Origin of the sequence: Cellulophaga sp. BC115SP, from assembly GCF_009905545.1 — a bacterium.
Classification (GTDB): Bacteria; Bacteroidota; Bacteroidia; order Cytophagales; family Spirosomataceae; genus Flectobacillus; species Flectobacillus rivi.
Genome location: NZ_JAAALB010000011.1, coordinates 98,349 through 118,318 on the forward strand (window position 1 = coordinate 98,349; position 19,970 = coordinate 118,318).

General features: G+C 36.6%; 10 protein-coding genes. 5 read left to right on the forward strand and 5 right to left on the reverse strand.

The genetic code is table 11. From position 1 onward, the window contains the following. Positions 1 to 6 precede the first annotated feature (6 nt). On the reverse strand, positions 7 to 2,274 hold the full coding sequence (locus GVN22_RS11020) for an aconitate hydratase (protein WP_166551082.1): 2,268 nt from the start codon (positions 2,272 to 2,274) through the stop codon (positions 7 to 9). 995 nt (positions 2,275 to 3,269) lie between these two features. Between GVN22_RS11020 and GVN22_RS11025 the strand changes: the two genes are divergently transcribed. The 5 genes from GVN22_RS11025 to GVN22_RS11045 all read left to right on the forward strand — a co-directional run bounded on the left by GVN22_RS11025 (position 3,270) and on the right by GVN22_RS11045 (position 12,701). Beyond that, positions 3,270 to 6,041: a bifunctional aconitate hydratase 2/2-methylisocitrate dehydratase gene (locus GVN22_RS11025; protein WP_166551083.1), complete on the forward strand. Its 2,772-nt coding sequence runs from the start codon at positions 3,270 to 3,272 to the stop codon at positions 6,039 to 6,041. Positions 6,042 to 6,383: 342 nt separating this feature from the next. Next, on the forward strand, positions 6,384 to 8,867 hold the full coding sequence (gene topA, locus GVN22_RS11030) for a type I DNA topoisomerase (protein ID WP_166551084.1): 2,484 nt from the start codon (positions 6,384 to 6,386) through the stop codon (positions 8,865 to 8,867). A gap of 94 nt (positions 8,868 to 8,961) precedes the next feature. Then, entirely contained in the window at positions 8,962 to 9,657 is a 696-nt protein-coding gene (locus GVN22_RS11035) for an NAD-dependent deacylase (RefSeq protein WP_166551085.1), read from the forward strand. A gap of 77 nt (positions 9,658 to 9,734) precedes the next feature. After that, positions 9,735 to 10,616: a bifunctional 5,10-methylenetetrahydrofolate dehydrogenase/5,10-methenyltetrahydrofolate cyclohydrolase gene (locus tag GVN22_RS11040; protein ID WP_095167315.1), complete on the forward strand. Its 882-nt coding sequence runs from the start codon at positions 9,735 to 9,737 to the stop codon at positions 10,614 to 10,616. A gap of 456 nt (positions 10,617 to 11,072) precedes the next feature. After that, positions 11,073 to 12,701, forward strand: a complete 1,629-nt coding sequence (locus tag GVN22_RS11045) for a sialate O-acetylesterase (RefSeq protein WP_166551086.1) — start codon at positions 11,073 to 11,075, stop codon at positions 12,699 to 12,701. Positions 12,702 to 12,862: 161 nt separating this feature from the next. Here GVN22_RS11045 and GVN22_RS11050 read toward each other — a convergent pair whose 3' ends face one another. The 4 genes from GVN22_RS11050 to GVN22_RS11065 all read right to left on the reverse strand — a co-directional run bounded on the left by GVN22_RS11050 (position 12,863) and on the right by GVN22_RS11065 (position 19,958). Beyond that, positions 12,863 to 14,110: a hypothetical protein gene (locus GVN22_RS11050; RefSeq protein WP_166551087.1), complete on the reverse strand. Its 1,248-nt coding sequence runs from the start codon at positions 14,108 to 14,110 to the stop codon at positions 12,863 to 12,865. A gap of 990 nt (positions 14,111 to 15,100) precedes the next feature. Then, positions 15,101 to 16,129 carry a sensor histidine kinase gene (locus GVN22_RS11055; protein ID WP_166551088.1) on the reverse strand — a complete coding sequence of 343 codons (1,029 nt, stop codon included), beginning with the start codon at positions 16,127 to 16,129 and terminating at the stop codon, positions 15,101 to 15,103. A 74-nt stretch (positions 16,130 to 16,203) separates the two neighbouring features. Continuing rightward, positions 16,204 to 19,113 carry a hypothetical protein gene (locus tag GVN22_RS11060; protein WP_166551089.1) on the reverse strand — a complete coding sequence of 970 codons (2,910 nt, stop codon included), beginning with the start codon at positions 19,111 to 19,113 and terminating at the stop codon, positions 16,204 to 16,206. A gap of 77 nt (positions 19,114 to 19,190) precedes the next feature. Continuing rightward, the gene (locus GVN22_RS11065) at positions 19,191 to 19,958 is read right to left on the reverse strand and encodes a hypothetical protein (protein ID WP_166551090.1); all 768 of its coding nucleotides are present in this window, start codon (positions 19,956 to 19,958) and stop codon (positions 19,191 to 19,193) included. Between the last annotated feature and the right edge of the window lie 12 nt (positions 19,959 to 19,970).

A 19,970-nucleotide genomic window follows, 5' to 3' on the forward strand; every position in this document is an offset into this window, starting at 1 on the left:
TCATACTTATTTACCAACGCTAGCACGAATAATATTCAATGCACCACCTGCTTTGAACCATTCAATTTGTTGGTCGTTATAAGAGTGATTTGCTACGATAGTATCTGAACTCCCATCCTCATGATTCAAAACAATTTCCAATGGTTTGCCTGGTGCAAAATCTGCCAATCCATTGATATCGATAGAGTCATTTTCTTGGATTTTGTCGTAGTCAGCTTCGTTGGCAAAAGTCAGAGCTAACATTCCTTGTTTCTTTAAGTTAGTTTCGTGAATACGAGCAAAAGATTTTACTAATACTGCACGAACGCCCAAGTGACGAGGCTCCATAGCGGCATGCTCACGAGATGAACCTTCACCATAGTTTTGATCACCCACAACGATAGAACCAATACCAGCTGCTTTGTAGGCACGTTGGGTAGCCGGTACAGGACCATATTCGCCAGTCAATTGGTTTTTAACTTTATCAGTTTTCTCGTTAAAATAATTCAACGCACCAATCAACATATTGTTAGAAATGTTATCCAAGTGACCACGATATTTCAACCAAGGTCCAGCCATAGAGATATGGTCGGTAGTACATTTTCCTTTAGCCTTAATCAACAATTTTAGACCTTTCAAATCTGTACCTTCCCAAGGTGTAAATGGTTCTAACAACTGCAAACGGTCAGAAGTTGGTGATACTTTTACCACTACTGATGAGCCATCTTCCGCAGGTGCTTGGTAGCCAGCGTCTTCTACAGCAAAACCTTTTGTTGGCAATTCGTCTCCTTTTGGTGGATCCAGTTTCACTTTCTCACCAGCTTCGTTTGTCAAATAATCCGTTAAAGGGTTAAATGTCAAATCACCTGCAATAGCCAATGCCGTTACTAATTCTGGAGAAGCCACAAACGCATAAGTATTTGGGTTACCGTCTGCACGCTTAGCAAAGTTACGGTTGAATGAGTGAACAATAGTGTTTTTCTCTCCCTTCTCAGCACCTGCACGAGCCCACTGTCCAATACAAGGACCACAAGCATTTGAGAATACTTTACCGCCAATGCTCTCGAAAGTATCGATAAAACCATCACGCTCAATGGTATAACGTACTTGTTCCGAACCTGGGGTAATGGTGTATTCTGCTTTAGTTTTTAAACCTTTTGCTGCCACTTGCTTCGCCAAAGACGCCGCACGTGAAATATCTTCGTAAGATGAGTTGGTACATGAACCTATCAAACCTACTTCCACTTTGGTTGGCCAACCGTTTTTCTCAGCCAATTCCTTCATTTGAGAAATAGGCGTAGCCAAATCTGGCGTAAATGGACCGTTTAAGTGTGGCTCTAAGGTATCCAAATCAATTTCGATAACTTGGTCAAAATAAGTAGCTGGATCAGCATAAACTTCTGGGTCAGCCGTCAAGTATTCTTTAATACCATTGGCTAATTCTGCTACATCTGCACGACCAGTGGCTGCTAAATAACGAGCCATTGATTCGTCATAACCGAAAGTGGAAGTCGTTGCACCAATTTCAGCTCCCATGTTCGCAATTGTCCCTTTACCTGTTGCTGACATTGAGGTAACCCCTTCTCCAAAATATTCAACCACTGCTCCTGTACCACCTTTTACAGTAAGGATACCTGCTACTTTCAAGATTACATCTTTTGCAGAAGTCCAACCGTTAAGCTTTCCTGTCAATTTTACTCCGATAAGTTTAGGAAATTTCAACTCCCATGCCAAGCCTGCCATTACATCACAAGCGTCGGCACCACCTACACCAATCGCAATCATACCCAAACCACCAGCATTTACTGTATGAGAGTCAGTACCAATCATCATACCACCAGGGAATGCATAATTTTCGATTACTACTTGGTGAATGATACCTGCCCCAGCTTTCCAGAATCCGATACCGTATTTGTCAGAAACTGAAGAAAGAAAATCATAAACTTCTTTATTTTTATCAACTGCTACTGCTAAATCTGTCGCCGACGAAACTTTTGCTTCAATCAAGTGGTCGCAGTGTACTGTTGAAGGCACCGCAACTTTCGGACGACCAGCCTGCATAAACTGTAAAAGAGCCATTTGTGCTGTAGCATCTTGCATAGCAACACGATCTGGAGCAAAGTCGACATACGACTTACCTCTTTCAAATGTTTGAGTTGGAGTACCTTCCCACAAGTGAGAATAAAGAATCTTTTCGGTTAACGTCAATGGTCTTCCTACCAATTTACGAGCTGCCTCCACACGTGCGGGCATTCTTTCGTAAACCGCCTTAATCATTTCTATGTCAAAAGCCATGATATTTTATTTAGTTATTAGTTATTGGAATTTTAGATTTAAAGAATGTAATATATAAAATCTGTGTTTTGAAAATTATCAATAGATGCTAATTAATGAACATCCATTTGTCCTATTAGGTTCTTGTAAATTTAGGTGACTTTTGGAATAAACGAGTTTTTTGAAGTCTCCAAATGTTAAAAATGCATTTGAACTAACCGCAAGATTATTCCTTTTCCTAGTAAAGTAAAAATACATTACAAGCGCTATTTTTTTGCACATCAATCCTTATAAAAACAAAAATTAATACAAACATATTGCACCTGTAGAGTATGGCAGTTGCTATCGATGGAGCTGGCATTCGGTTTTCAAGAAGAAAACAACGGGTGTTTTCAGCTTATTTTATATAGCTTCTTGCTGCATGATTCCCAAATTAAATATCAATAAAAATAGCCTTCGAGTCTTCATAAACTAAGTTAAGAATCTTTGGAGAATCTACTTGAGAATATTTGTACAAAAAGTAAAACTTTTACACGTAATAAAGTTGAGCCAATTGATATATTTAGAGAAAAAAGCAAACACAATACAATACAACCACCTAATTATCAATACTTTAATATGCATCTCAAAATATACTACCTTAATTTCATCCTAATTTGCCCACGCGCCAATACCAGCTTAACAACAACATAGAAGAAATTTTATATCAACTCAAAAACGTGACTATATTTCAAATTAACAGCTAAAATCTGTAGGTAAAGCCACTAAAATGAATTTAGGACTAATCTAATGTTTACCATGAAAATTAATGAATAAAGCAAATAAAAATTAGATATATTCAAGAAAATATATACCTAAACCGTCTATTCTCTAAAAAATTTTTAATTCGAACTTCGTTTTCATAAATTTGTCAGACAACTTCTTCTCAAAAAAACTAGTATCTATTTTGTAGAAAAAGTTGGTTTAACCAAAAATTACTCACGGATTAATACTATAATAACTGTAAATAATTCAACATGAACTTTTATAACGATTACCTTAAGGAAATTGAGGAAAGAAAAACACAGGGACTTCATCCTAAGCCAATTGATAGTGCAGAATTGGTAAGCGAAATCATTGAACAAATCAAAGATTTGAGCAACGAGCACCGTGCTGATTCACTTCAGTTTTTTATATATAACACATTGCCAGGAACAACTCCTGCAGCAGGTGTAAAGGCTAAGTTTTTAAAAGAGATTATACTTGGTCAGTCTGTTGTAGAAGAAATCACTCCTCTATTTGCTTTCGAATTGTTGTCACACATGAAAGGTGGTCCATCAATCGAAGTATTGTTAGACTTAGCTTTGGGAGAGGACGCATCCATCGCAACTCAAGCAGGAGAAGTATTGAAAACACAAGTTTTCTTGTACGATGCAGATTTGAAGCGCTTGAAAGATGCGTTTGAAAGTGGTAACACAACAGCGAAAAATATCATTGAAAGCTATGCTAAAGCAGAGTTTTTCACAAAACTTCCTGATGTACCTGAAGAAATTAAAGTAGTAACATTTATTGCAGGTGAAGGAGATATTTCAACAGATTTACTTTCTCCAGGTAACCAAGCTCACTCTCGTTCTGACCGTGAATTGCACGGAAAATGTATGATTTCTCCTGCTGCTCAGGCTGAAATCGAGGCATTGAAAGCGCAACACCCAGACAAATCGGTAATGTTGATTGCTGAAAAAGGAACAATGGGTGTAGGTTCTTCAAGAATGTCAGGTGTAAACAACGTGGCACTTTGGACAGGTAAACAAGCTAGTCCTTATGTTCCATTTGTAAACTTTGCTCCAATTGTTGGTGGTACAAACGGTATCTCTCCTATCTTCTTGACTACGGTTGACGTAACTGGTGGTATCGGTATCGACCTTAAAAACTGGGTGAAGAAAGTTGATGCTGACGGTAAAGTGGTTCGTGATGAAAACAACGAACCAATCCTTGAGCAAGCTTATTCTGTTGCTACAGGAACTGTTCTTACCATTAACACAAAAACAAAAAAATTATATAATGGCGACCAAGAGTTGATTGATATTTCAAGATCATTCACTCCGCAAAAAATGGAATTTATCAAAGCAGGTGGTTCTTACGCTATCGTATTTGGTAAGAAAATCCAAACGTTTGCTTCTCAGCTATTAGGTATTGCAATTGCACCAGTTTTTGCTCCTTCTAAAGAAGTTTCAATCGAAGGTCAAGGTTTGACAGCTGTTGAAAAAATCTTCAACAGAAATGCTGTAGGCGTAACGCCAGGAAAAACTTTACATGCTGGTTCAGACGTACGTGTTACAGTAAACATCGTAGGTTCTCAAGATACTACAGGTTTGATGACGGCTCAAGAATTAGAGTCAATGGCGGCTACTACTATTTCTACGATTGTAGATGGTGCTTATCAGTCAGGTTGTCACACGGCATCTGTTTGGGACAAAAAAGCGCAAGCTAACATTCCAAAATTGATGAAATTCATGAACGAGTTTGGTTTGATTACTGCTCGTGACCCTAAAGGTGTATATCACTCAATGACTGACGTAATTCACAAAGTATTGAATGATATTACTGTAGACGACTGGGCAATCATCATCGGTGGTGACTCACACACACGTATGTCAAAAGGTGTTGCATTTGGTGCTGACTCAGGTACAGTTGCATTGGCATTGGCTACGGGTGAGGCTTCTATGCCAATTCCTGATTCTGTAAAAGTTACTTTCAAAGGTAGCATGAAAGAATACATGGACTTCCGTGACGTGGTACACGCTACACAAGCTCAAATGTTGCAGCAATTTGGTGGTGAAAACGTATTCCAAGGAAGAATCATTGAAGTACATATCGGTACATTGACTGCTGACCAAGCCTTCACATTTACAGACTGGTCTGCTGAAATGAAAGCTAAAGCATCTATCTGTATTTCTGAAGATGCTACGTTAATCGAGTCATTGGAAATTGCGAAAAGCAGAATCCAGATTATGATTGACAAAGGCATGGACAACAAAAACCAAGTGCTTCAAGGATTGATTGATAAAGCAAATAAGAGAATTGCTGAAATTCAATCTGGCGAAAAACCAGCACTTAGACCAGATGCTAATGCAAAATATTACGCAGAAGTAGTCGTTGACTTAGACCAAATCGCTGAGCCAATGATTGCCGATCCAGACGTAAACAATGCTGACGTTTCAAAAAGATATACACACGATACTATCAGACCGTTATCTTACTATGGTGGCGACAAAAAAGTTGACCTTGGTTTCATCGGTTCTTGTATGGTTCACAAAGGCGATATGAAAATTTTGGCTCAAATGTTGAAAAACATTGAAGCTCAAAACGGTAAAGTTGAATTCCAAGCACCTCTTGTAGTGGCTCCTCCAACTTACAATATCGTAGATGAATTGAAAGCTGAAGGCGACTGGGAAGTGTTACAAAAATACTCAGGGTTTGAGTTTGACGACAACGCCCCTAAAGCAGCAGCTCGTACTTCTTACGAAAAAATGTTGTACTTAGAGCGTCCGGGCTGTAACCTTTGTATGGGTAACCAAGAAAAAGCCGCTAAAGGTGATACTGTAATGGCAACATCTACACGTTTGTTCCAAGGACGTGTTGTGGAAGATACAGACACTAAAAAAGGTGAATCTTTGCTATCATCTACGCCAGTAGTAGTACTTTCGACAGTTTTGGGTAGAACTCCAACTATCGAAGAGTATGTAAAAGCGGTAGAGGGTATCAATTTGACTAAATTCTCTCCATCACACATCAAGTTGGTGAAATAAGAGTCAAATACATATATAAAAGCCTGAGCACACACTCAGGCTTTTTTTATGGTCAATAAAAGCAAAACAAATGGAGTTTGTTAGATGTTTATTTAAACAAATGATCAATTTTGAGTTATTTATACATCATTTTTATAGCAAATAAGTAACCGAATTCGTCAATTTTATGACTGTTATCAAAAAAATGGACTACATTTTGAAATGAAGTTTATATATTTGGCAAAATATAAAAGGTAGTGGCCTTTTATCAACCAAGAGGGCACTAGTATCAATAGATTTGTGCTTTAACGAATAAAATCTGTAAATGATTTCGGTTGTTTACTCCACCAATCAAAATAATTAATGTCAAAAAACTTAGTAATAGTAGAGTCTCCTGCCAAAGCAAAAACCATTGAAGGCTACTTAGGAAAAGATTTCACCGTGAGATCTTCCTTTGGTCACGTGCGTGATTTGCCAGATAAAGGAATGGCTATTGATATTGAAAATGGGTTCAAACCTACTTATGAAGTATCTCCAGATAAAGTCAAGGTTGTCAACGAATTAAAGAGCATAGCAAAATCATCTGAAGAGGTGTGGCTAGCAACCGATGATGACCGTGAAGGAGAATCTATTTCATGGCACTTGAAAGAAGCCCTTGGATTGGCAGATAACACAAAACGTATTGTTTTCCGTGAAATCACTAAAAAGGCCATTCAAAATGCGATCCAAAATCCACGTACAATTGACATGGATTTGGTAAACGCCCAACAAGCACGTCGTTTACTCGACCGTTTGATTGGTTTTGAACTTTCGCCAGTACTTTGGTCTAAAGTAAAGAAAGGTCTATCGGCTGGTCGTGTACAATCCGTCGCTGTAAGAATTATTGTAGAACGTGAACGTGAAATTGAAAACTTCAAAACAAAGTCTTCTTTCAAAATCGTAGCGCAGTTCTTATTAGAAGGAAATAAAATTTTACAGGCTGAGCTTCCTAAGAATTTTGAAACAGCGGGTGCCGCTAAAGAATTCTTGGAAAAATGTTTAGGTGCGACTTTCAAAATTAAATCGCTCGAAACCAAACCTGCCAAAAAATCTCCTTCGCCTCCTTTTACGACCTCAACGCTTCAGCAGGAAGCTTCTCGTAAGTTGGGATACTCAGTAGCATCGACCATGATGTATGCGCAAAAATTATACGAAGCTGGTAAGATTTCGTATATGCGTACTGACTCAACAAGCCTTTCAGAAGAAGCGATTGAAAAAGCCAAAAATGCGATTACAGACCAGTTTGGTGCTCAGTATGTCCAAACTCGCCAATACAAAACCAAAAACGAATCTGCTCAAGAAGCGCACGAAGCCATTCGTCCGACCGATTTCTCGGTTACTTCTGCTGGTGCAGACCTCCGTGAGAAACGCTTGTATGAGTTAATCTGGAAACGTTCTATTGCATCCCAAATGGCTGATGCTCAACTTGAACGTACTACAGCAACCATTGGTATCTCCAGTACTTCTGAGGAGTTAATCGCACAAGGTGAGGTTATCAAGTTTGATGGTTTCTTGGCAGTATATCTTGAAAGTAGTGACGAAGAAGAGGATGAAGAAAATTCAAAAATGCTTCCTCCTTTGAATATTGGACAAATATTGAATTTGGACAATATGAAGGCTACCGAGAAATTTACGCGTCCTTCAGCAAGATATACCGAAGCTAGTTTAGTAAAAGCCCTTGAAGAAAGAGGTATTGGTCGTCCTTCTACCTACGCTCCTACCATCTCGACTATTATTAAAAGAGAATACGTGGTCAAAGAAGACCGCCCTGGTAAAGAACGTACTTTCAAAGAAATGGTTTTAAAGAATGAAACTATTTCGGAAAAAGAAGGTAAAGAAACCTATGGTACCGAAAAGGGTAAACTTTTCCCTACTTCTGTTGGTATGGTTGTGAATGATTTCTTAGTCAATAATTTCAGCGAAGTAGTAGACTTTAAGTTTACTGCCGAAATGGAAAATGAGTTTGACGAAATTGCTCATGGCAAAATGGGATGGTCTGATATGATTGATAATTTTTATCAGGGATTCCATAAAACCATTGAGGAAAGTAAAAGTGCCGAAAGAAGCTCTTCAGGCTCAACTCGTGAGCTAGGTATTGACCCAAATTCTGGTAAAACTATCTCTGTTAGATTAGGAAAATATGGTCCTTATGTACAGCTAGGAGATACGAAAGATGAAGAAAAGCCAATTTTTGTCAATTTACCAAAAGACAAATTGATTTCGTCTATTACTTTAGAAGAGGCTTTAGAATTATTTGAAAAACCAAGACTTCCTCGTGAGGTTGGTTTCTTCGAGGATAAACCTGTGATCATCGGTGCAGGCAAACTAGGTCCTTATGTAAAGCATGATGACAAATATGTTAGTTTGGAAGCAACTGACGACCCTTTCACTATTGAAGAAGCTCGTGCTATAGAATTAATTCAGGCAAAACGTTTGGCAGATGCTGGCGATGCGCTAGGAGAATTTGAAGGTAGCTCAATCACTACTGGTAAAGGAAGATTTGGCCCTTATGTAAAACATGATGGTAAATATTTTTCACTTGCCAAAACTGATTCACTTACCACTATTACCTTAGAAAGAGCCATCGAAATTATTCAGGCAAAACGTAATCAGGAAGCTAATAAATACATTAAAGAATTCCCTGAAAACGAAACCATTAAGGTTGTAAATGGAGTCTATGGTCCATATATTCAAATTGGAAAGCGTAATGTGAAAATTCCAAAGGATATGGTCGCAGCAGATTTAACACTTGAAGATTGTATTCGTTTAGGTGAAGAAGCGCCAGCTCCGAAAGGAAAGAAAAAATAGATAGAGATTTTTCAAATTCAATCTCAACAACAGCACAAAGTTTAATCTAACTTTGTGCTGTTTTGTTTATTCATTAAATACATAATCAAGCAAAATGGCTAGAAAAAAGAAACTCGTCGTGCTTACTGGGGCAGGGATTTCTGCGGAAAGTGGTATTTCTACCTTTAGAGATTCAAATGGCTTATGGGAAAATCATTCTATTGATGAGGTAGCAACCCCACAAGGCTGGCAAAAAAATCCTGGGCTGGTATTAGAGTTTTATAACCAGCGTCGAGCACAATTAGCAGAGGTTGTGCCTAATCAAGGTCATACGATTCTGAAAGATTTTGAAAAGTATTTTGATGTAACCATTATTACGCAAAATGTAGATAACCTTCACGAAAGAGCTGGATCAAACGATATTATTCATTTACACGGAGAATTGACCAAAGCGAGAAGTTCGGTATCGGCATCTATGGTATATGAAATCGGTACGAAACCAATCAAATTAGGGGATAAATGCAAGAAAGGCTCACAACTTCGCCCGCATATTGTATGGTTTGGCGAGTCGGTACCAATGATTGAAATTGCCTCTGAAATGACCGCTATGGCCGATATTCTCATTATTGTAGGCACATCGATGCAAGTATATCCAGCAGCAGGGTTGATTGACTGCGTAGGCAAAAATGTACCAATTTATATTATTGACCCCAACAAGCCTAATGTATCGTTGCGTTCTAATATGACCTTTATCGAAGAAATGGGTAGTGTGGGACTCAAACAGCTTTTTGACAAGCTCACCAAAAAATAAAATTTGTCCAAAGACAAACAATCCCGTATTTTTGCGCTTTCAATTTTTACTCGAATACATCCCCCACAAGTCTAATCATGCAAATCATCGACGGTAAAGCCGTAGCAGACGAAATAAAAAAAGAAATTGGTGCAGAAGTTGAAGCTATCAAAGCATCAGGAGGTAAAATTCCTCATTTGGTTGCTATTCTCGTTGGAAACAACGGTGCTTCAGAAACTTATGTAGCAAATAAGGTTAAATCTTGCGAAGAATTAGGCTTTAAATCTACTTTGTTGCGTTTTGACCCAACAATTTCGGAGGAAGAGCTTTTGGACGAGGTTCGCAAAATCAACCAAAATGATGACATGGATGGTTTGATTGTTCAGCTTCCACTTCCTGACCATATCAATCCAGACAAAGTAATGGAAACAATCGACCCAAGAAAAGATGTTGATGGTTTCCACCCAATCAATATTGGTAGAATGGCTAAAGGATTGCCTGCTTACATTTCGGCTACTCCTCAAGGCGTTCTTGATTTGTTGGAGCGTTACAACATCGAAACAGCAGGAAAACACTGTGTAGTAGTAGGTCGTAGTCAAATCGTTGGTTTACCAATGACTATTTTGATGCAACGTAATACTAAAATTGGTAACTGTACTGTAACCATTACGCACTCAAGAACTAAAAATTTGGCTGAGGTATGTGCATCAGCAGATATTTTGATTGCGGCACTAGGTCGTCCAGAATTTATCACAGCTGACTACGTAAAAGAAGGTGCTGTAATCATCGACGTAGGTTTGACTCGCGTAGAAGATAGCTCAAAGAAAAGCGGTTTTGCCTTGAAAGGTGACGTTAAATTTGATGAAGTAGCACCAAAATGCTCATTCATCACTCCAGTACCAAAAGGTGTTGGTCCGATGACTATCGTTTCGCTTATGAAAAACACATTACTTTCTGCTAAAAAAGTAATTTATCAATAGCATTTCAAACTCATTTAGTGAATTGAGATTGAGTGAATAAGTGATTATTTTTAATATGAAATTTACTTGTAGATACGCAACGCTTTGCGTCTTAAGCTGAGTCAGATATAGCATAGTAGTATTTAAAAAGCGGTCGGAAAACAATTTCTGACCGCTTTTTTGATGAAAATTTAGAGAATAATCCCAATACTAAAATTCGGGATGCCTCCTATTTCTTTTCTTCTACAACCCTTCTTTTTGCACACCATCATTTTTAAGACTTTTTACAGATTTTTACCAAAAGAATCCATTTTCGTAAAATTTCAAAAAATCTTGCGAGATGGCATTGCTTTTGTAGAGTTTTCTATAATTTCATGTCTTCAGGAGCCTTTACTCCTTGTCCTAAGTAGCTTATAAATGAGACATATATACATTTATTCACTCCTATTCATCTACCTATTAGCCACCCATTCGGGAATGGCTCAGATAAAAATTCGCTATCCTGAAAGCAGATTTGTATTTCAACGAAATAATAACAATAGGGCTGATGTCCCTGTAGTATTACAATTTGATAAACCTGTCCAAAAAATTGAGATTCAAGCGATTGCTCGTTCGATGAATTCTCCACAAGGTACATCTACGGACTGGATTCCTGTTCAAAAACCTTCCCAATCCAATACTTGTTACACTAAAATTACCCTAGCGGGAGGTTGGTACGACTTAATTGTTAGGGCATTTGACGGTCTTAACTTTGTGGGTATAGACACGCTCAAAAGAGTAGGTGTTGGCGAAGTTTTTATTGTAGCAGGACAATCAAATGCCACAGGCGATAATGAACTTAGAAATCAAAATATATTTGGCCCCAGTGCTACCGACGATAGAGTCGAAACCATCAATTATTTCAATGGCGAAACCACTACTTATGGGGCAACAAAATATCCCTACCCCATCATCTCCCAAATAGATTCTACTTTTCGTTTGGCTCCCTTTGGTAACAGCGCATGGTGTTGGGGTGTGTTAGGGGATTCCTTGGCAAAAAAATTGAATGTGCCTATTCTCTTTTTTAATGCAGGTTGGTCAGGCTCAGGCATAAGTTCTTGGGTGTCGTCTGCCGAAGATAGTAGCGCCACTCCAAGTGAATTCATTACCTATCCGAGAGGCTTACCCTACGGAAACCTAAGAAGTTCCTTACGCTTTTACACAGCTCAGTTTGGTCTAAGAGCAATTCTGTGGCATCAGGGCGAAACCGATAATTTGTATCAAACCGACCGTGATACTTACGGAAAAAAACTAAAAAGACTTATCGAAAAATCAAGAGAGCACAGCAATGCCCCTAATTTAGCATGGGTAGTGGCTCGTGCTACAAGATTTAGAGGATTAAGTATTCAGTACTCCAGAGTTTGGCAGCCCGTTATTGATGCACAAAACGATGTACTTGGCATTAACGGGCAAGGACAGGCAAACTACCTATCTAATACCTTTATAGGACCTGCAACAGACTCATTGATTGGTCCTTCTATTCGAACGATTGATTCAGTTCATTTTCAAGGAAAGGGGATTGTAAAACTGGCTCAAGCATGGAATACATATTTGGATAGTCACTTTTTTGAAGCGTCAACACCTATCCTTAGCACATCATTACCCGAAATTAATAGCGCTTGTGCGAGTATTACTAGTCTAAAATTTACGCTAACCAATCCTACAGTATATTCAGTATCTGAATGGAGTAATGACCCTTTTGCCAAACAGGTTTTTAGTAACAGTACTAGTATAAATTTATCTCAAAACCAGTTTGCTAGAGTCCGAGTGAAAGATATGCAGGATCGGGAATTGTTTAGTCCATTGCTATATACTCCCAACAATTTTGCGGGTTTATACCCTTTAGAGTCCACTCAATCGGGCTATTGGCACGACACAGGTATTTGGAGTTGTGGCAGAATCCCTACTGCGTTGGACGAAGTAACCATTTTGAAGAATCATGAAGTCGTTGTTGGAACAGGCTTGTCAGCACAGTTTAAGAAGCTTAATTTGTTAGGGAATTTATATCTTTTTGGCGATACTCATTTGTTTTCAAATAAGGTAGTTCCCAAATCTGTGAAAGAGTAGAGATAAAGTTGTTCTTGGCAAATGTAAGCTATCTTTAAAGGTAAAATGTTACATCCAAATATAATAAACTAGGTTCTTTCAATTTAAATATTTACTATGAGAACATTTAGAAGAGATATTAACTCTATGTTCTCATTCATACACTTGCATGTTTATACTTTTTAAAAATTATAATTTACTATATCTTTAACATCTTTAGGTTTTATAACAACTTCAGATTCATTAATTGGAATTTTTAAAATCTCAGTACTCACGCTATAACATGGTTCTGACATTGGAATTTTCATTGGATCTAAATAGTTTCTTTTAAAATCTTGAAAACTCATTTGTGTAAAAGTAAGATTTTCTTTTGATTCTGAACTTGGGTGCAGGTTGTAGGAACCTGTTAGCACCTCTACATAACTATTTGTACCATCAGGAATAATTCCAGCATAGAATTTAGCATGAAACTTAGTTGTACTACTGTTAACCTTTTCGATATTTTCATTCAATAAATTATATCCTTCATACAACTTAAAAGTTTCTTTACTGAAAACTTCTCTAATTTTGCCATACTCAGATTTCCTTATTGTTATTTGAAATTTTTTGAATGTATCTAAGCTTAAAAACCACTTAAGTAGTTCATTAAATTTATCAGGATTTTTAATTGATAATTTTTTATCGAAACCAATGAATGGAGATACTATTATTATGTTTGAAGCAAGGAGATTCCACCGTAAAATAAACTTTTCAAGAATTCTTTTACACTGCTCTCTTGTATAAACTCCATTAATATTCGGTTCAAATTTCTGAGTATCTACAATGAAAAAATCTTCTTTTGAGTATCTTTTCTCTAAAGTACTAAATTTTGAATAGGCTGTGTATTCAATCTCTCTTTTGCACTCAGAACAATTAGTACTTGAGTTAAAAGAGATTATATTGGGATTATACCAATCTCGCATATAAGCTTGAAAACAGCCTTCGTAGTCATTATTTATTAAATCAAGATTGTTCTCTAAATCATTAAATACCTCTTTTTCAATATTATTCTTACATTCCGAGCAAATAAAAATCTTATCGTTATGATTAATGCTAAAAATAGGGTTTACTTGCCAAGCATTTTTAAATATTGGATTGGAATCTTGTCCTGTAGTGGTTATAATCTCTCTAGCTGTTGGATAGTTGTTCGACCAGCTAAAATCAGTAATATCTTTAACAGTAAAATTATTCCCTATTATTCTTGAGCCAACTCCAATATTATGAATTGGGTTTTGGGCTTCAATGAAAAACGTGGTATTACATTGATTACAATAAAGGATAAACCCTCCTTCGTCATTTATCCCTCCTTTAAAAACAACTTCATCAATTTCACCTTTATTTGTACAAGATGAACATTGAAAATATATTGATCTATTCACTATATTTTGCATATCATACCAAGTATTTACTGTTGCTAATGAATTATGCCTTAAAGAATATCAAAGTTCAAGATATTTTAAGTTTTTATTAGTGTGATTAGAGGACACTTTGGATAAATACTATTTCGTAAATCTGGTAATTAATTTGAAAATAAATACTCTCTCTTCCTCGGGTAAATGATAAATATCAAAAATTTAGATGTATAATAGACTTTATCACGGTTTGTAACAAGTAGGTTTAATTAATGATAATGCTTACATACAACTCAGTCTATTTTGATAAGTAAAAACAGTAAATTAGCGAAATTTAAGGCATTTATATATCCTTAGAAAATCAATGCAGATTACGCTCTTATCCTATAATAAATAAACCGTGATAAAGTCTAATATATCTCATCTGATTACTGGACAAAATTGAATTTACTAGTTCAAGACTTAGTCTTGGACTTACTTTTTTAACAGTTTAAAACTGTTTTTAAAAAAATCTCTGAAAAAGTCGATACACCTGAATCAGACTTTCTCGTTTTGTCCAGTAATCAAATATCTCATAATTAAAACACTCTAAAAGTTTACTAATCTAACAAGTTGGAATAGTTATTCTAAAACGTATCACCTGTAGACTTTATTTAGCATAAAATTATAATCATTTTAAGAGTTCTGTGAGTTCTCATTTCTTGTCTACCTCTAATAAATAGTACAACCAAGTCTGGACAAAGCACTTTAACAGTGCTAAGGAAAGACAGAAAGAACTTTTGTAAAAATGATCAAAAAAACGTAAGGTTAATGATGACCATTTGCCATATAATATACATAGAACCTATTTATACTGTCTGAGCGCAGCGAGTTTATAAATTCTTGAATTTTTTGTTACTTTTTGTTTCAAGACAAAAAGTAAGGCGAAGAATTAATCGATCAAACTGTTTTTGGAAAAGTTTAAACAGGTTCATAATTTAAAAAAGAGTATTTTCGTTTTTAGGAGGAAACATTAAATTTTCCTCTTTTTTACGAATAATGAATCAAAACCTGCGAAACCACTTTATCTTCTTCTTGCAATAATTGTAATTCTGCTTTTTCTTGAAAATTGATAGAAAGTCGGCGTTGAAGGTTTTTCATTCCTACTCCTATTCGTTTGTTCTCTAAACTTAGCGTTCCAGCATTGGTAACCCTAATCATCAAAACTTTCTCCGACATTCGGGCTTGAATCATAATATCTCCCCCATTTTTCGTTTTCCCAACACCATGTTTGATGGCATTTTCGACTAATAATTGCAACGACATGGGTGGTACTTTACAGCCCATAGTGGCTCTTTCTATCATAAACTGGTATCGTAACCTTTCTTCATATCTTAATTTTTCTAGAAAAAGATAGTCTTTTACTAATTTCAACTCCTCCTCAAAACTTACCAGTTGATGATTACCCATGGACAATGAGGTACGCAACAAATCTGATAATTCCGTTAGTGCATGGCGTGCCAAAGCTGGGTCTGTCAAGGTGAGCGCCTTGATGCTATTGATTGCATTAAAGAGAAAATGCGGATTAAGCTGGTTTTTAAGGTTTTCTAATTCCGCAATTTTGAGGAGCGTTTCAGCCTTACTTAGCTGAATCTCCTTTTGATGTGAAACCCTTTCCATGATGATTAAATGGAAAAACAAAAACCAAATAATAACATAACGGATAGACTCTACGTAAAACTGAAGATAATCGCCCAATTCGAGCGGCAAACCCATACTTGGTTTTCTATATCGCTGAAAACCAAAAGCAAAGTCTTGTAAATAAAATGCACCTCCTACTACCACGATTCCTAAAAGGGCATAGGGTATTACATTTCTTTTATTAGCAAGCTTTTTATTGAATATCTCTTTATAAATATGTGTAAGAACTAATCCAATAAAAAAACTAATTACTAAATAAATAGGCAAATTGTAGCCCTGCTCAAAATACTTTGAGTTAGGTTGTCTGAGTACAAAAGTGGTAAATATCCACCAGCTAAACTGTCCTATCCAGTAAACTCGTGAGTCTAGTAACTTCATTTTTTCTTTTTTAAGGATGTAAATAATTTGCGGTACACCCCTGTTTGGCTATTTGGTTAAGGAAGACTTTTTTATTAGAATCCTATATCTAAAACTACAGGCTGTATCAAAAATTGGTTCAGGTTTTGCAAATATACGAATCTTATACCGGCCTCAAAAGATTGAGAAAATCTCATCCAATGAAAATCTCCAGAAATATCCAGACCAAAAGATTTAAAGTTACCTATATCACTACCTTTATAATTTAAAACTTTTGTTCCTTGACGAACAGTAAAGTCATAATTAGTTTCTCCATGTGATAAATCTGCAAAGAAATTAGTCTTAATACGCTTCAAATATACCCATCTTCCGATATTCCAGTCAGGTGTTGCTAGTGGCATTTTATAGTCAACACTAAGTGTATTGAGGTACTCATAATTACGATACGAATAGCCTCTGGTGTAGGCGATAGGGCTTCCATACACATATAATTTATCATTTGGCGAACCATTCTGATTTTTAAAACCAAACTGCTGTTGGAACCCTCCACGTAATCTCAAACTATGATGAGGAGCTAACCCTGGTGTATAAAGACTTGCCTGTACTGCCGCCAAGCCTCCATCGATTACACTAGCAAAAGCATTTCTATAATAAAAGTTTACACTCTGTGCCCATTTGGGAGCGATGTCTCTAACAGACTGCTTTAGTTGCCTTGCATACGAGAATGTATAAATCATTGACTGATTGAGTCCATTATATGACTCCGTCACATATCTTTTACCTAAATCATAACCATTTACTTGCATCATTGCCCAGTTGGCTGAGAAAGATAATGATTGAATATATTTTGATTTGGTAAAATTTAATGGTACTCTCAAGCCTACCAACAACTCTTGCTGATTCCATCGGTCAGAGGCTAGGCTATCCAAAGGCTGTGCATTGTCCAAATAAATGGAAGTCTTTCGTTGGGTATTTCGCAACGAGACATCTAGCATTGGGTAAAATGTTTGAAAACTCAAATTGGCATACGTTCCACTGGTTTGCTCATTCATATTGTAAGAATAACCTCCAGAGATAGCAGTAGTTCCCAACAAATCCTGAGACGACAACCCTGCGTAAAGCGTATTACCAGAAGAGGTAGTCATAGCACCCCACGAATAGATATTGAAGATGTTGAATTTACTATACTTGCTGACTTCATAAGACTGATTAGGGACTTGTTTCAACAAATTTTGATGAGCTTCTTTCAGCACCATTTCCCCAAAATATCGTTTTGTCGAAACGGGATTAACTTCTTTCAGATCTGAATCATGCAAAGGCATATAAGCTAATCTATGACCATTTTTAGTGAAATCATTAAAAATTAACTCTTTCCCATCTTGTGAAATGGCAGGATTAAATCCTCCTAGTTTACGATTAGTGACCTGATAACGAGCTTGTTTATCCAAACAAAACAAATACACATTATCTATCCCAGTCACTCCTGAATTAAAAAACAGGCTATCTCCAATCAAGACAGGATGTGCTAAATTTTCTTGACTACTCGCAAATAAGGCAGTCTCTTTACCTGACAAGTCTGTTTTTGTAATGGTTTTCTTTCCATCTTTTAGTTTTACAAAAACAATTTCATTCTGTTTTGTCCATCTTGGATGAAGTAAAAAAGCATTGGTTGGATTTGATATTTTTTGTAAAACTTGTCCAGACTGGGCATCCAAAACGACCAAACTATATTTTTGTTCTGGTGTACTTTCTACACAGACAATCTTTGTAGCATCGGTATTTAGGCTAGGCGCTGCATATTTAGTTTTATGAGTGAGTGTTCTGATTTTCCCCTCATTGAAATCATACGTTTTAATCACAGAATAATCCTTACGCGCCCAACGTGCATCATAAGCAATCTCTGCCCAAACTACTTTTGTTCCTTGTAAAGAAAGCATTCCTGCATCGTTCCAAATCCCTAATTCTGCTATTTTTTCTTCTTCACCGTTTTTATCAACTGCGACTAATTGCGAAATAATATCTAAACCAGTTTTGACAACCAAAATTCTACCGTCAGGCAAATATTGAGGATATAGATAATTGGAAAAGTATTTATCCTTACTCGCAATCTGAGTAGCAGGATTCTCCGTAATCTTACTTTGTTCTTCAATCCATTCTTTTTGAATATCTAAAAATGCATTTTTGTACAAATCTTCAACCCTAAGTCCAGTCACCTTTTTGATATTATTCGAAAAAGAAAAAGGATAAAATGGAAATTGATAAGTTCCTGTCAATACTTTATCCCAAGCATCATTTCCATATTTCTTCTTCAAGTAAGTCGTTAAAAAATAACCACTTACATAGTAATTAGGAATATAATCTTTATAGGATTCTGTAACAGCTTTGGCGTAAGGATATATCTTACCAGAAGTCAACTGCGCACGCAAAGCCATATCAAAACTAGGAATTCGTCCTCTACCTGATGGTGTCATAGCAGTTTCTACTCCTACGGCATCTCCTTCTTTAAACCAATTAGGGGCTGTCAAACTGCTTACTACACCTAAGCCATTGTTTCCAAATAAATAATAAGCCAATTTTGAAATACCCGTCAAAGCTTTGTCATTTTGTACTACATGACGAAACTCATGTACTGCTAGTAAATCAAGCCAGTTGTTAGTTCCCAACAAATTAGGGTCTTGGGGTGGTGTCACAAAAAATTCACTTCTGCGCGGTAATAGCGTCACAAAACCATTAGATATGGTCGTCTGATTTTGTAATAACACTGAAATTTTCCGAGGATTTTTTCCGAGTGAGGAAGATACTGGTTCGTAAACCGTTTCCAAAACATTGGCCAAACGTTGCCCTTCTTCTGTATTGGTGGTAGGAAAAATAAGTCTGAAGTGTGGGGTATTGATTTTTGACCAGCGAACTGATGGAGGATTTTGTTGTAAACTATTTGTAGAAACCTGAGCCAAATCCAAAAATGGACTCAATAGACCAAACACCAACAAAAGACTTTTTTTCATAGAGATTATTTGGTTTGCGAGAATGGATGTATTAGTAACGCTTGTTGAGTCGAACTCAACAAGCGCTATACGGTGTTTTAGTCAACCCAAGGGTCAAAAGTTTTTTCTAGTTCAGTCAAATAGCCCTTATTGCCATTTGGTCTTTTTAAGCTTTTGGTAAATTCATACCAATAACCGTCACCTACAGAGATATATTTTCCTGTATGCTTAGGTTCATTTTTCAAAGCTGCATCAGGGATAAACTCACCGATAAAAACCTGTTGAATAATAGCATTAGCTTGCGCCCAAGTAATTGGTTTTGAGTCAGTTTTTCCAATACTATTGATACCCTCAGCTTGACGCTTGGCATAGTAAAGGTTTAACTCAAAGTTTTTCATATTTTTATCTTTATCGATTCTGCGGTATTCCAAATGAAAAGGTGCTTCTTTTTGGGAAGTTTCATAAATAGCCTGAATCAATTCTTGAAGGAAATATTCCCAATCTGTTTGGTTAATAGGATTACCCGCAGATTGTTGATTTACTTCAATTTCGAAGAAGTTCATTTCCTCCTCCAACGCTTTATGATTAAATTTATTTGGCGTTTTTTTCAATATCTCTTTAATGGGTTCAAGCCATGCATTGTCAATCTGACCTTTCCAGCTGTAATCATCATTGAGAGAAAATCCTTCTTCCAAAATTTCCTCTTCGCTCAAATCTTCTCTATCGATATAGGCAATTTGGAAATCTACCCCGATGCCCTGCCCAGCAAATTGCATTTTTAGCAAAATCTGATGTGAAAATGGAGCACCGACCATATCGGCTGTCTCAAATTTTATTACTAATGATGATAATTGATTAATTTCCATTGGATACTTTTT

What these genes read in the sequence shown, in the direction of transcription:
- GVN22_RS11040 (WP_095167315.1), top strand. Translation starts at nt 9,735, where the DNA reads ATGCAAATCATCGACGGTAAAGCCGTAGCAGACGAAATAAAAAAAGAA.
- GVN22_RS11055 (WP_166551088.1), bottom strand. Translation starts at nt 16,129, where the DNA reads ATGAAGTTACTAGACTCACGAGTTTACTGGATAGGACAGTTTAGCTGG.
- GVN22_RS11050 (WP_166551087.1), bottom strand. Translation starts at nt 14,110, where the DNA reads ATGCAAAATATAGTGAATAGATCAATATATTTTCAATGTTCATCTTGT.
- GVN22_RS11020 (WP_166551082.1), bottom strand. Translation starts at nt 2,274, where the DNA reads ATGGCTTTTGACATAGAAATGATTAAGGCGGTTTACGAAAGAATGCCC.
- GVN22_RS11025 (WP_166551083.1), top strand. Translation starts at nt 3,270, where the DNA reads ATGAACTTTTATAACGATTACCTTAAGGAAATTGAGGAAAGAAAAACA.
- GVN22_RS11065 (WP_166551090.1), bottom strand. Translation starts at nt 19,958, where the DNA reads ATGGAAATTAATCAATTATCATCATTAGTAATAAAATTTGAGACAGCC.
- GVN22_RS11045 (WP_166551086.1), top strand. Translation starts at nt 11,073, where the DNA reads ATGGCTCAGATAAAAATTCGCTATCCTGAAAGCAGATTTGTATTTCAA.
- topA (WP_166551084.1), top strand. Translation starts at nt 6,384, where the DNA reads ATGTCAAAAAACTTAGTAATAGTAGAGTCTCCTGCCAAAGCAAAAACC.
- GVN22_RS11060 (WP_166551089.1), bottom strand. Translation starts at nt 19,113, where the DNA reads ATGAAAAAAAGTCTTTTGTTGGTGTTTGGTCTATTGAGTCCATTTTTG.
- GVN22_RS11035 (WP_166551085.1), top strand. Translation starts at nt 8,962, where the DNA reads ATGGCTAGAAAAAAGAAACTCGTCGTGCTTACTGGGGCAGGGATTTCT.